Origin of the sequence: Salsipaludibacter albus, from assembly GCF_019798055.1 — a bacterium.
Lineage (GTDB): Bacteria > Actinomycetota > Nitriliruptoria > Nitriliruptorales > Nitriliruptoraceae > Salsipaludibacter > Salsipaludibacter albus.
The window spans coordinates 1-11,943 of record NZ_JAHOPH010000055.1; the positions used below are offsets into that span (position 1 = coordinate 1).

Sequence of the window (11,943 nt, forward strand, 5' to 3'; positions counted from 1 at the left end):
TGGAGGCCACGACGCGCCCTGCGCCTGTCGGTGCTGGCCCACGGGCACCGCCCCGACGTGGGCCTGCGACTGCTCGTGGCCGGGGACGTGTGCGCGGACGTCGAGTTCTGGCTCGAGGACGTGGGCCTCGAAGAAGCGTTCCTGCTCCCACCGGCGCACCCCCCACTCCAGGGCGTCCTCGACACTGTCGGGCTCGATCTCGACGGTGAGCTCGCGGACGTCGGTGTCGCGGGGCAGCGGTCGACCGGTCCGGTCCCGTGGTCGGGCGTTCTCGGGGCGGCCGTGCTCGTCGCGGTCCCGGCGACGGGGCCGCGACGTGGCGGGGGCAGGGTCGGATCGGTCAGCGATGGGGGCCATGCGCGCAGCGTAACGTCGGGCCCAGACCAGCCGTCCGCGGGAGCCACCATGCCGGAACTGCCCGAGGTCGAGTCCGTCCGTCGACAGCTCGACCCCCTCCTGGCCGGCCGGGTCGTCGAGCGGACCTGGTTCGACGACCATCCCGCGCATCGCTTCCACGCGATCGGCGACCTCGACGGCCAGCGGCTGGTGCGGGTCGACCGACGTGGCAAGTACCTGGTCTGCCCCCTGGCCCCCGGGCCTCACGCGGCGGTCGCCCTCCCCCGGGACACGATGCTGGTCCTGCACCTCGGGATGACCGGGTCGTTCCGCCTGCGCGGGCCTGGGGACCCCACCGATCCCCACGTGCGCTTCCAGGCCTGGCTCGACGACGACCGGCGCCTGGACTTCCGGGACCCCCGGCGGTTCGGGCGGGTCTCGGTCGTGCGGCCGGACGAGGTGGCCGAGGTGGTCCCGACCCTCGCCCGCCTGGGCCCGGAGCCGCTGTCGGACGACTTCACGCTCGACGGGTTCGCGGCGGACCTGGCCGCGACCCGCTCCCCGGTCAAGGTCGCACTGCTCAACCAGCGACTGGTGGCCGGCGTCGGCAACATCTACGCCGACGAGGCGTTGTGGCGGGCCCGGATCAACCCCCACGCCCGGCGCGTCGGCCGGGACCGGGCGGCCCGGCTGCACCGCGCCGTGCGCGACGTCCTGGCAGAGGCCATCAGCCGCGAGGGCACCACCTTCCGGGACTACCAGATGGTCAACGGCCAGTCGGGTCGCAACGCCGACTTCCTGCAGGCCTACGGACAGGCCGAGCTGCCGTGCCAACGCTGCGGGACCCCGATGTCCCACGTCGTCCTGGGCGGACGTGGCACGACCTACTGCCGGACCTGCCAGACCTGAGCTGACCGGGTGCCGGGCTGGACCCGGTCGCACCCGTGCGGTACCCCTGTGCGAACTGGTGTTCGACCGAACAGGTGTTCTGCATGCACAGGGGTCCCCGACCACGTCCGGCTGCCCGCGAACCACGACAGCTCACCCTCGGGGACTCCCCCGCCCTGTTCGACACGACGTTCGCGGTCCTCGACCTCGAGACCACCGGGCTGTCCCCCGACCGGGACCGCATCACCGAGGTCGGGGTGGTCAAGGCGTGCCGGGGCGAAGTCCTCGGCGAGTTCGCCACCCTGGTCCACCCCGGCTGTGCGATCCCGGCCTCGATCACCGCCGTCACCGGGATCACCGACGGGATGGTCGCCGGGCACCCCCCGATCGAGGCCGTGCTGCCCACGCTGCTCGAGTTCCTGGGGACCGACACCGTGCTCGTGGCCCACAACGCCTCGTTCGACACCCGGTTCCTGGCCGCAGCGCTGGCGCGCCACGGCTACCCCGGGCTCGGGCTGGAGGTCGTGGACACGGTCGCGGTGGCCCGGCGGGTCCTGCGCGACGAGGTCCGCGGACTGCGCCTGTCCCGGCTCGCCCAGCACTTCCGCTCACCGATCATGCCCGACCACCGCGCCCTGACCGACGCGCGGGCGACCCTGCACGTCCTGCACGGCCTGATCGAGCGGGTCGGCGCACTGGGGGCGACGACCCTGGCGGACCTGCAGGCCTACACCCGCTCCACGTCCGACAAGGCGTTCCGCAAGGTCTCGCTGGTGGCCGACGCCCCGTCCGAGCCCGGCGTCTACACCTTCCTCGGCCCGGACGGCGAGGTGCTCTACGTCGGCACCACCGGTGACCTGCGCACGCGGCTGCGTCGCTACTTCGGGGGCGATCGCCGCCGCCGCATCGCCGACCTGGTGCGCGACACCGAGCGGGTGACCTGGACGGTGACGTCCTCGGCGGTCGAGGCCAACGTCCGCGAGGTGCGCGCCATCGCCCGGCACGCGCCCCGCTACAACCGGCGCTCGAAGTTCCCGGACCGCGAGGTGCACCTCAAGCTGACCGCCGAGGCCTTCCCACGACTGTCGATCGTGTCGTCCCCGCGCGACGACGGGGCCCACTACCTGGGTCCCGTGGGCCGCCGCGCCCGGGCCCAGCGACTGGTCGACGCGATCCACGACGTGTCGCCCGTGCGCCAGTGCACGACCCGGCTCCGGGTGGCCCAGGACCATGCCACCTGCGTCCTCAAGGACCTGGGCCGGTGCCAGTCACCCTGTGACGGGACCATCTCGCGGGAGGAGTACGCAGCGACCGCCGACGAGGTGGCGAGGTGGCTGGCAGGCGATCCCACGGACCTGCTGGCCCGGCTGCGGGCCCGGATGGACGACCTCGCGACCGAGCACCGGTTCGAGGACGCCGCCACGGCCCGCCGACGACTCGCACTGGTGGCGACGACCCTCGACCGGGCCCGCCGTGCCCGGGCGCTGTGTGACGTGCCCGAACTGGTCGTGGGGCGACGCCGGGGCAACGAGCGCGAGGTCGTGCGCATCGTGCACGGTCGGCTGGCGGCCGCGGCCCGGGTGCCGGCCCACGACGACGCCCGTTCGATCACCGCGCTGCTGCGGACGCAGTCCGCACCCGTGGCGCCGGAGGTGACCGACGCCGAGCGCGAGGAGGTCGACCTGCTGCTGGCGCACGTGGAGGATCCGGCTGTCCACCTCGTGTTCGTCGACGGTTCCTGGGCTCATCCCGTCCTCGGTGGGCGTGCCGTCGGCGAGGTCCTGGCGGTCACCCGACCGCTCGCCCGGCGACTGCGACGCGACCGTCAACTGCTGTCACGCACCAAGGTCGCGGTGCGCGACGCGGCCTGACGGCCGACCCCACCTCAGCGTGGTCGGTCCCCCGTCTGGGTACGTTCCACCATCGTTCGGCCGGACGGGAGGGACCGCCGTGGGTGAGTTCGTCGTGCTCGACACGACCTCCCCACCGACGGTCCGGACGATCGACGGGTCTGCGGGGACCACCGGGATCCGTGGCCGCCCCGGCGTCGCCCCGCGGCACCGCCCATGACGTGTCCGCAGTGTGGTGGCACGTGGGACTATCCTGCCCGCCCGTGCCCGCACTGTGGTGCGCAGCCGCAGGACGCCCCCGACGCCGCACCTGCCGACCCGGCGTTGCTGCTGCCGTCCGGGGCTGCCGGAGGACTGCTGGTCGTCGTCCTCGCCGCGCTGCTCTTCGCCGGTGTCTGGTGGGGGTTCGACCGGCTCACGACGGACGCCGCGGCGTCCCGGGCCACGGCCCCGACCGCCGTGCCGTCGCCCCCCGCCGTCGCCGCCCGGGTGTCGCCCACGCCCTCGCCGATGGCGACCGACCCGGCGCCGGAGCCGGAGCCCACCGTCGACCCCGCCCGGGCGTGGGACCCGGTCCTGCAGCAGACCGCCGACGCCCTGGTGACCGTGGCGGCCACGTCCTGCGACGCGACCACCGTGATGGGTGCCGGGTTCACGGTCGCACCACGGCGCATCGTCACGGCCGCCCACCTCCTGGGCGACGCCTCGGCCGTCGAGGTGCGGCGCGGGGACCGGGCCCAGCCGGCCCGGGTGCTGGCCCGCGACGCGGACGCCGACCTCGCCCTGCTCGCGCTGGACGATTCGCTCGGCGATGCGACGCTGGCCCTGGTGGACCGGCCCGTCGCGATCGGCCAGCGGGTGGCCCCGGCCACCCTCGGTGCGGACGGAGCGTCCGTCGTGCCGGCCACCGTGTCCGGAGTCGACGTGACCGTGGTCACCCGCCGCGGGACCCTGCCCGGGATCCTGCGCACGGATGCACGGGTGGACGGCGCGCTCGCGGGCGCGCCCCTGCTGGCACCGTCCGGGCGGGTCGCCGGCGTGGTCCTGGCCGACCACGTCACCTCGGCAGTCGGTGACCTCGGGTTCGCGGTCCCGGCCTCGGTGCTCGCCCAGCGGCTGGAGGCCTGGGCCAGCACCCGTCCCACGCCGCTGGTCGCGTGCCCGACCGCGGCACCGTCCCCCATGCCCGCGCCCGAGCCCCGGACCGAGGGTGGCTGGATCGCGGTCCTCGAGTCGCTCCCGGTCGAGCAGTTCGACCGCGCCGACGCCGATCGCCGCGCCCGGGCCTACGCCGGACGGATCGACGACCGGACCCGGGTGCTGCGCTCGACGGACTGGCCGACGCTCAACCCCGGGTACTGGGTGGTGTGGACCGGCACCCACCCCAGCCGCGACGCCGCCCGGGCCGCCTGCGCGGAGTACGGCTCCGGCGCTCCCGTCTGCTACCCACGCGAGGCACGCCGCCCGCGCCGCTAGAGAACCGCCGAGCCCGGTGGCAACGTCACGTCGGTGTCCAGCAGGGACACTCGTCCGTCGGCGTGCAGCCCGCCCAGGACCAGGAACTGGCTGGTGAACCCGGCGATGCGCTTGTCGGGGAGGTTGACCGCCCCCACGACCATCCGCCCGACCAGCTCGTCGCGGTCGTGGTCGGTCAGCTGCGCGGACGTCTGCAGGGTGCCGACGTGCGGGCCGAAGTCCACGGTCAGCTTCCAGGCCGGCTTGCGGGCCTCGGGGAAGTCGTCCACGGCCACCACCCGGCCGATCCGGAGGTCCAGGGCGAAGAAGTCGGTCGCGTCGACCTCGGGCTTGGCGGGCAGGTCGGCCGGGTCGTACGGACGGGCGGCGGGGTCGATCGTGTGTCCGGTCACGCCCGCAGCTCCTGCGACCGCACCACCCACCGGTCCAGCAGGTCGAGCGCGTCCCCGGCGACCAGCACCTCGCGAGCTCGCACGACGCCGGCGGCGATGTCCTCCACGACGTCGGCGGCGTACAGGGCCGCACCGGCGTTGAGCGCGACCAGGTCGGCCGGCGGGCCCGGCTCCCCGCCCAGGACGGACCGGGCGATGGCCGCGTTGCGGGTGGCGTCTCCACCCACCAGGTCGCCGAGCTCGGCCCGGTCCACCCCGACGTCGAGCGGGTCGAACGTCGAGGCGGTGACCGTCCCGTCGCGCACCTCCCAGACCTCGCTCGGCCCGGTGGTGGTGAGCTCGTCCAGGCCGTCGGTGCCCCGGAAGACCAGCACGTGCACCTTGCCGAGCCGGGCCATCGCCTCGGCAACCACCGGGGCGAGCCTGCGGTCGGCCACGCCCACGACCTGGTGGCCGGCGTCGGCCGGGTTGGACAGGGGCCCGAGCGCGTTGAAGATCGTGCGCACGCCCAGGGCCGCCCGGACCGGACCGACGAAGCGCATCGCCGGGTGGAAGGTGCGTGCGAACAGGAACCCGATGCCGAGCTCGTCGACGCAGGTCGCGACGGCCGCCGGGGGCAGGTCGATCACCACGCCCAGGTGTTCGAGCAGGTCGGCGGAGCCGCAGGCCGACGACGCCGACCGGTTGCCGTGCTTGGCGACCCGGCACCCGGCTGCGGCGACCACCAGCGCCACGAGCGTCGAGACGTTGAAGGTGTCCGCACCGTCGCCGCCCGTCCCGCAGGTGTCGACCAGTGGGCCGTCGAGCTCGATCGGGAGGACGTTGTCGAGCATGCCCCGCACGAAGCCGGCGATCTCGGCCGGGGTCTCGCCCTTGGCCCGCAACGCGGTGAGCAGGCCACCGCTGACGGCGGGCGGGACCTCGCCACCCATGATGGCGTCCAGGACGAGGTGGGCCGTGTCCTCGGACAGGTCACCCCCGCCGACCACGTGGTCCAGGACGGCCGGCCACGCCACCTCGTCGAGCTCGAGGACCCCCGGGTCGCCGTGCTCGCTCACGAGGGCGCCCGGCGACCGGCCAGCTCGGTCACGGCCCGGGCCAGCGCGAACGGGTCGACCGGCTTGGTCACGGCCCGCTCGGCGTGCGACCACGACACCAGGAACTCGTCCTGCTCGCGGTCGGTCAACACCACCGCCGGCGGCCGCTGGCCACCGGTCAGCTCGGCGTCACCCCGCAGCTCGTACAGCCACGAGTAGCCCCCCTTGGGCCGCAGGTCGCCGTCCACCACCAGCACGTCGGTCGTGGCGACGTGCTCGCGGGCCTGCGCGATCGAGGTCACCGCGGTGACGTCCAGGTCGGAGCGCAGCCCCAGGGCCGACACGGTGCGGGCCTGCTCGTCGGGCTCGGCCACGACCACCAGGACGGCGACGCGGCCGGTCGACGTGTCGCTGCGGGGACTCGTGACGTCGCTCATGGCAGGTCCTGGACTCGGGTGGCTCGGCACCCGCAACCTAGCGGTGGCCCGGCGGTCGTCGCAGGGGGCGGCAGCCGGGGCGGCCGGTCGGCACACTGCCGGGTCGCTCCCCCGACCCGCGAGGCACCCCATGGACGCACCCGTCGTCGTCGACGCCATCGGCAAGGCCTGCCCGATGCCGGTGATCGACCTCGCTGCGGCGGTGCAGGCCCACGAGGTCGGCACGGTCTTCACCCTGCTGGCCGACGACCCGGCCGCCAAGGTCGACGTCCCGGTGTGGTGCCGGATGCAGCGACAACGTCTCGACGACGTCATCGAGGTCGACGACCACCTCGAGTTCACGGTCACCCGCGAACGCTAGGCAGCGCCCCCCGACACGGCCGTCAGGAAGGCGACCTCGTCGCCGACGGGGGTGGCGAGGTCGCGGGTCGCGGTCCCGTCGACCAGGCACAGCAGGTGGGCCCGGAGCCGACCGCCGCCGTCGACCAGGTGGCCCGCGACGCCCGGAAGGGCCCGCTCGAGCCCAGCGACGACCTCCGCCACGTCCGCCCCGTCCACCTCGAGCTCGCGGGTCGCCCCGGTGAACGGGTCGAGTCCCGCCGGCAGTCGTACCGTCACCACAGGGCGACCGCCCCGATCCGGGGGAAGGTCCCGGGCACCTGCCGCCAGGAGTCCCCGGCGTCCTCGGTCAGCCAGACGGCGCCGGACGTCGTGCCCACCGCCACCCGACCGTCGTCGTCGGCGTCGACCGCGCCACGCAGGACCAGCGTGTGGGTGGGGGCGTCGGACCAGCCGGTCCCCGACACCGCCCAGGACGCGCCCTGGTCATCGGAGCGGTAGACCCGGAAGGCACCGTCGACCGGCAGGCGCTGGCCGTCGGAGTGCAGCGGCTGGGTGAACAGGCGACCCGTGGATCCCTCGCGCGCCATCACGAAGCCGAAGCCCATCTCGGCCGGCAGGCCGTCCTGGCGTCGCTGCCAGCTGTGCCCGCCGTCGTCGGAGCGGAACACGCCCATGTGGTCCTGGCGGTACAGCCGGTCCGGGTCGGCGGGGTCCATCCGCAGGTTGTGCACGCAGTAGCCGGTCTCGGGCCGCTCGTCCACCTCGTCGGCGGGCATGCCGGCCACCGGGATGCCGTCGTTGACCAGGTCGAACGTGGCGCCGCCGTCGTCGGACCGGAACACGCCGACGGCCGAGGCCGCGGCGTAGACCCGGTCGCCGTGGGTCAGGACCCGGTGGGTGCACAGGCCACCGAGGCCCGGCCCCCAGTCGGCGCGCGTCCGGTGGGCGTTGAAGCCGTCGAGGCCCTCCCAGGTCGCCCCGTCGTCGGCCGAGCGGAACAGCCCGGCCTCCTCGACGCCCGCCCACAGCCACTCGTCGTCGCGGTGGAAGGTCCAGACCGCCTTCACCTCGCGGGCGTCCTCGGCCTCCGGGTCGTCGCCGTAGCTGGGGGGTGCGTCGGTCGCCGTCCACTCCTGCAGGTCGGTGGACCGCTGGATGCCGGGCCCGAACCAGTTGGAGGCGACACCGGCGAGGTAGTGCTCACCCGAGCGCCCGAACGCGGTCACCTTCCAGCCGGGGAAGAGCGGCTCCGAGACCTCGCCGTCGTCGGGGTCCAGCAGGAACCCACCCTTCTCGGTGCCGATCGCGATGGTGGTCATGTGCGTGCTCCCTCGTCGTGGCAGGGGTGTCCTCACCACGACCGACGAGGCCGCCCCCGCGAACTCATCGAAGTGTCGTCACGCCCACGCCCAGATCGACATCGTCGTGCGCCGAACGCACGCCCGTCCCATCCCCGCACACGACGAAACGGCCACCCGGGACCCGGGTGGCCGTCGTCGAAGGAGGTGTCGGTCAGAAGCTGGCGCTGTCCCCGCACGCGCAGCCACCGCTGGCGTTGGGGTTCTCGATGGAGAAGCCGGATGCCTCCAGGCTTTCCTTCCAGTCGATGACCGCACCCTGCATGTAGGGCGCCGACATCTGGTCGAGGCGGATCTCCACCCCGTGCTGGGCCGAGACGAGGTCGCCGTCGAGCTGGCGGTCGTCGAAGAACAGCGCGTAGCGGAACCCGGCGCAGCCCCCGGCCTGGACGGCGACGCGCAGCGCGACCTGCTCCTCGTCGGCGTCGGCGAGGAAGCCCTGGACCTTCTCGGCGGCCTTGGGGGTCAGGGTCAGGACGTCGGCCTCGGCCGGCGCCCCCTGGATCGTCTCGTCGACGGTGACGTCTGCGCTCACGGCGGTCTCCCGGGGGTCTCGCGGACTGCTGGACAGCTCGAACGGAGATCGGGTCGACCTCCGCATGCTGCAACGCCGAGTCTACCGGGAACCTTCCCGGCGCCGGCCCATCCGTCACGCACGTGGGGAGGCCCCACCGTCGGTGAACCGGGCGGCCAGGCGAGCGCCCGCCGACGCCACCTCACCCGCCGGATCGGTGCCCGGACCGTCCGGAGCCGACCACTCCGCCACGACCCCCTGTGGCGCGGCCCCGCCGCCGGCGACCAGCGCCCAGTCGACGTCGAAGGTGTGCGCGCGCTGGGCGATCTCGGAGACGACCTTGCCGGCGTGGCTGGTGGCGTCGACCCGTCCCTCGCCGGTCACGACGAAGTCGGCGTCCCGAAGTGCGGCGTCCAGTCCGACCAGGTCGGCCACGACCGGGGCACCGGCCTTCACGGTCCCGCCCAGGGCCGCGGCCAGGCCGAACGCCAGCCCGCCGGCCGCGCCGGTGCCGGGACGGCGCGCCAGTCCCGGACGGTCGAGGTCGCGTTCCACCACCGCGGCCCAACGGTCCATGCCAGCCGCCAGGGTCGCCACCGCCTGCTCGTCGGCACCCTTCTGTGGTCCGAAGACGGCTGCGGCGTCCGCCAGCGGGGTCGTGACGTCGGCGAGGAGGTCGACCGTGACGTCGTCCCACTCGGTCGCGATCCAGCCGGGCTCGACCCGGTCGGTGTCGCCGACCCAGCCGCCACCGACCTTGACACCCGACCCGTCGGCACGCCGCAGGCGCATCCCGAGTCCGGTCAACGCACCTGCCCCACCGTCGACCGTGGCGCTGCCCCCCAGGCCCACCAGGATCCGGCGCACCCCGGTGGCCCGGACGGACTCGAGCAACTCGCCCACGCCATGGGTGGTCGTCAGCAGCGGGTCGCGGTCGCCGGGGGCCAGCAGGGACAGCCCGCACGCCTGCGCGCTCTCGACGACGGCCACGCGCTCGCCGCCCAGCCACGTCGCGGTCACGGGCAGCCCGCGCGGCCCGGCCACCTCGACCTCGTGGTGCTGCAGCCCGGGATCGGCCGCTCCGACGACGTCCAGCAGGCCCTCGCCCCCGTCGGACATCCCGAGCAGGACCAGCTCGTCGTGCGGGCGGGTGCGGGCCCAGCCGGTCGCGATCGCCTCGGCGGCCTGTTGCGCGGTCAGGGTCCCCCCGAAGGAGTCGGGGGCGATCACGACCCGCATGACACGTTGCTCCTCCGCACGCCGGTTCCCGGGGCGGGGGCAACCATATCCCGCGCACGGCACACCGCCGCGGGAGGGCCCCCGACCCCGGCGGAGGGGCCGGAAGGCGGCAGGGGTCCGCGGAGGCATTGGCTATCGTGGGCCTCAACTGTCCCGTTGTTCCGTCCGGACCGAAAGCCGCCCGCCATGGCCAACGTCGAACTGCCCCAACTCGGAGAATCGGTCACCGAAGGCGTCGTGACCGCCTGGCTCGTCGAGGTCGGTGACACCGTCGAGGTCGACGAACCCATCGTCGAGATCTCCACCGACAAGGTCGACACCGAGATCCCCTCCCCCGTCGCCGGCGTCGTCCAGGAGCTCAAGGCCGAGGTCGACGACACCATCGAGGTCGGCCAGGTCATCGCCGTGATCGGCGAGGACGAGGGCGCCGACACCGACGGTGACGACGACGCCGACGGCGGCACGGACCAGGCTTCCGACGAGGCGGCGGACACGACCGAGGAGACCGAGGACACCGACGCCGCCGATCGGTCCGCCGACGACGCGGCCTCGGACGAGGCCGGTGGGGCGGACTACGGCACCGACGGTGACGGACCGGTCCCGGCCGCCGATCGCCCCTCGGGCGACGCGGTCAGCAAGGGCGACGGCGACACCCACGACGTGATCATCGTCGGCGCCGGCACCGGCGGGTACTCCACGGCCCTGCGTGCCGCGCAGCTCGGACTGGACGTGGCGCTGGTCGAGAAGGCCAAGGTCGGGGGCACCTGCCTCCACTGGGGCTGCATCCCGACCAAGGCGATCCTGCAGACCGCCGAGGTGGCCGAGCACGCCCAGGACGCCGAGGACTTCGGGGTCCTGGCCGACTACCAGGGCATCGAGGTGGCTGCGCTCAATGCCCACAAGGACGGCGTGGTCGACAAGATGTGGAAGGGCCTGCAGGGCGCGCTCAAGGGCCGTGGCGTCGAGACCGTCGAGGGCACGGCGACCTTCACCGGTCCGAAGTCGGTCAGCGTCGAGACCGAGGACGGCACGCGGGACCTGTCCGCCCCGGCCATGGTGATCGCCACCGGGTCGGTCCCCGTCGAGCTCCCCTTCGCGACCTACGACGGCGAGAGGGTCATCAACAGCGACCATGCCCTGTTCCTCGACGAGCTCCCGGAGTCCGCGATCGTGCTGGGCTCCGGTGCCGTCGGGATGGAGTTCGCCACGGCCTGGTCGGCGTTCGGCGTCGAGGTGACGATCGTCGAGCTGCTCGACCGGCTCCTGCCGCTCGAGGACGCCGACTCCTCCAAGGAGGTCGCCCGCGCCTTCCGCAAGCGCGACCACCTGACCGCCATGACCTCCACCAAGCTGACCGAGGTCGCCACCGACGATGACGGCGTCACGGCCACGATCGAGACCGCCAAGGGCGACACCGAGACCCTCGAGGCCGACCTGCTGCTGGTCGCCGTCGGCCGTCGACCGGTCACCCAGGACATGGGCATGGAGTCCACCGGCGTCGAGATCGACGACAAGGGCTTCGTCGTCGTCGACGAGTACTCCCGCACCAACGTCGACGGCGTCTACGCCGTCGGCGACGTGATCCCGACGCTCGGGCTGGCCCACGCGTCGTTCGCCGAGGGCTTCCTGGTCGCCGACCAGCTCGCCGGCCTGGACGTCGTCCCGATCGACTACAAGGGCGTCCCACGGGTGACCTACAGCCACCCGGAGGTCGCCTCGGTCGGCTACACCGAGGCCGAGGCCACCGACGAGGGCTTCGAGGTCGTCATCGAGAAGTACCCCTTCCAGGCCCTGGGCCGCGCCGCGATGATGAAGGCGACCGGCATGGTCAAGGTCGTCGCGGAGGCCGACGAGGAGGCCGAGGGCGGCGCCGGTCGCGTGCTCGGCATCCACATGGTGGGTCCCCGCGCCACCGACCTGATCGCCGAGGGCCAGCTGATCTACAACTGGGAGGCCCTGCCCAGCGACGTCGCCCACTTCATCCACGCCCACCCCAGCCTGGGCGAGGCGATCGGCGAGGCCCACCTCGCCCAGGCTGGGGTGGGCGTGGATGAAGTGGGCGACGTCGCTGGGC

At 73.9% G+C, this 11,943-nt stretch carries 12 protein-coding genes and 2 pseudogenes; 6 read left to right on the forward strand and 8 right to left on the reverse strand.

Going from position 1 to position 11,943, the window contains the following annotated elements:
* Positions 1 to 357 (reverse strand): annotated as a pseudogene (locus KR546_RS18375) (hypothetical protein); the annotation flags it as partial.
* A gap of 48 nt (positions 358 to 405) precedes the next feature.
* Between KR546_RS18375 and mutM the strand changes: the two are divergent.
* The 3 genes from mutM to KR546_RS18390 all read left to right on the forward strand — a co-directional run bounded on the left by mutM (position 406) and on the right by KR546_RS18390 (position 4,550).
* The gene (gene mutM, locus KR546_RS18380) at positions 406 to 1,245 is read left to right on the forward strand and encodes a bifunctional DNA-formamidopyrimidine glycosylase/DNA-(apurinic or apyrimidinic site) lyase (RefSeq protein WP_238446180.1); all 840 of its coding nucleotides are present in this window, start codon (positions 406 to 408) and stop codon (positions 1,243 to 1,245) included.
* 83 nt (positions 1,246 to 1,328) lie between these two features.
* Positions 1,329 to 3,095: a DEDD exonuclease domain-containing protein gene (locus KR546_RS18385; RefSeq protein WP_238446181.1), complete on the forward strand. Its 1,767-nt coding sequence runs from the start codon at positions 1,329 to 1,331 to the stop codon at positions 3,093 to 3,095.
* A 195-nt stretch (positions 3,096 to 3,290) separates the two neighbouring features.
* Positions 3,291 to 4,550: a trypsin-like peptidase domain-containing protein gene (locus tag KR546_RS18390; RefSeq protein WP_238446182.1), complete on the forward strand. Its 1,260-nt coding sequence runs from the start codon at positions 3,291 to 3,293 to the stop codon at positions 4,548 to 4,550.
* Here the strand turns inward: KR546_RS18390 and KR546_RS18395 are convergent.
* Genes KR546_RS18395 through KR546_RS18405 form a run of 3 tightly spaced genes read right to left on the reverse strand, consistent with a single transcriptional unit; the run spans position 4,547 to position 6,416 of the window.
* On the reverse strand, positions 4,547 to 4,942 hold the full coding sequence (locus tag KR546_RS18395; protein WP_238446183.1) for a tRNA-binding protein: 396 nt from the start codon (positions 4,940 to 4,942) through the stop codon (positions 4,547 to 4,549). The two genes, KR546_RS18390 and KR546_RS18395, sit on opposite strands and share 4 nt — an antisense overlap.
* Entirely contained in the window at positions 4,939 to 6,000 is a 1,062-nt protein-coding gene (gene trpD, locus KR546_RS18400) for an anthranilate phosphoribosyltransferase (RefSeq protein WP_238446184.1), read from the reverse strand. Before trpD ends, KR546_RS18395 begins: the two co-directional genes overlap by 4 nt.
* Complete coding sequence (locus KR546_RS18405; protein ID WP_238446185.1) at positions 5,997 to 6,416, reverse strand: DNA-binding transcriptional response regulator; 420 nt, start codon at positions 6,414 to 6,416, stop codon at positions 5,997 to 5,999. The genes trpD and KR546_RS18405 overlap by 4 nt, the downstream gene beginning before the upstream one ends.
* 130 nt (positions 6,417 to 6,546) lie before the next feature.
* Here KR546_RS18405 and KR546_RS18410 point away from each other — a divergent pair, with 130 nt between their 5' ends.
* The gene (locus KR546_RS18410; protein ID WP_238446186.1) at positions 6,547 to 6,777 is read left to right on the forward strand and encodes a sulfurtransferase TusA family protein; all 231 of its coding nucleotides are present in this window, start codon (positions 6,547 to 6,549) and stop codon (positions 6,775 to 6,777) included.
* Here the strand turns inward: KR546_RS18410 and KR546_RS18415 are convergent.
* The 4 genes from KR546_RS18415 to KR546_RS18430 all read right to left on the reverse strand — a co-directional run bounded on the left by KR546_RS18415 (position 6,774) and on the right by KR546_RS18430 (position 9,869).
* The gene (locus KR546_RS18415; RefSeq protein ID WP_238446187.1) at positions 6,774 to 7,034 is read right to left on the reverse strand and encodes a MoaD/ThiS family protein; all 261 of its coding nucleotides are present in this window, start codon (positions 7,032 to 7,034) and stop codon (positions 6,774 to 6,776) included. The two genes, KR546_RS18410 and KR546_RS18415, sit on opposite strands and share 4 nt — an antisense overlap.
* Positions 7,031 to 8,077: a WD40/YVTN/BNR-like repeat-containing protein gene (locus tag KR546_RS18420; RefSeq protein ID WP_238446188.1), complete on the reverse strand. Its 1,047-nt coding sequence runs from the start codon at positions 8,075 to 8,077 to the stop codon at positions 7,031 to 7,033. Before KR546_RS18420 ends, KR546_RS18415 begins: the two co-directional genes overlap by 4 nt.
* Positions 8,078 to 8,270: 193 nt before the next feature.
* Positions 8,271 to 8,651 carry a HesB/IscA family protein gene (locus tag KR546_RS18425; RefSeq protein WP_338019198.1) on the reverse strand — a complete coding sequence of 127 codons (381 nt, stop codon included), beginning with the start codon at positions 8,649 to 8,651 and terminating at the stop codon, positions 8,271 to 8,273.
* 114 nt (positions 8,652 to 8,765) lie between these two features.
* On the reverse strand, positions 8,766 to 9,869 hold the full coding sequence (locus KR546_RS18430; protein WP_238446189.1) for a glycerate kinase: 1,104 nt from the start codon (positions 9,867 to 9,869) through the stop codon (positions 8,766 to 8,768).
* A gap of 186 nt (positions 9,870 to 10,055) precedes the next feature.
* On the opposite strand from KR546_RS18430, the pseudogene KR546_RS19985 reads away from it, so the two are divergent.
* Positions 10,056 to 10,220: pseudogene (locus KR546_RS19985) on the forward strand (biotin/lipoyl-containing protein); the annotation flags it as partial.
* A gap of 309 nt (positions 10,221 to 10,529) precedes the next feature.
* Positions 10,530 to 11,943, forward strand: a 1,414-nt coding sequence (gene lpdA / locus KR546_RS18440; RefSeq protein ID WP_238446191.1) for a dihydrolipoyl dehydrogenase, incomplete at its 3' end; no start/stop codon positions are given.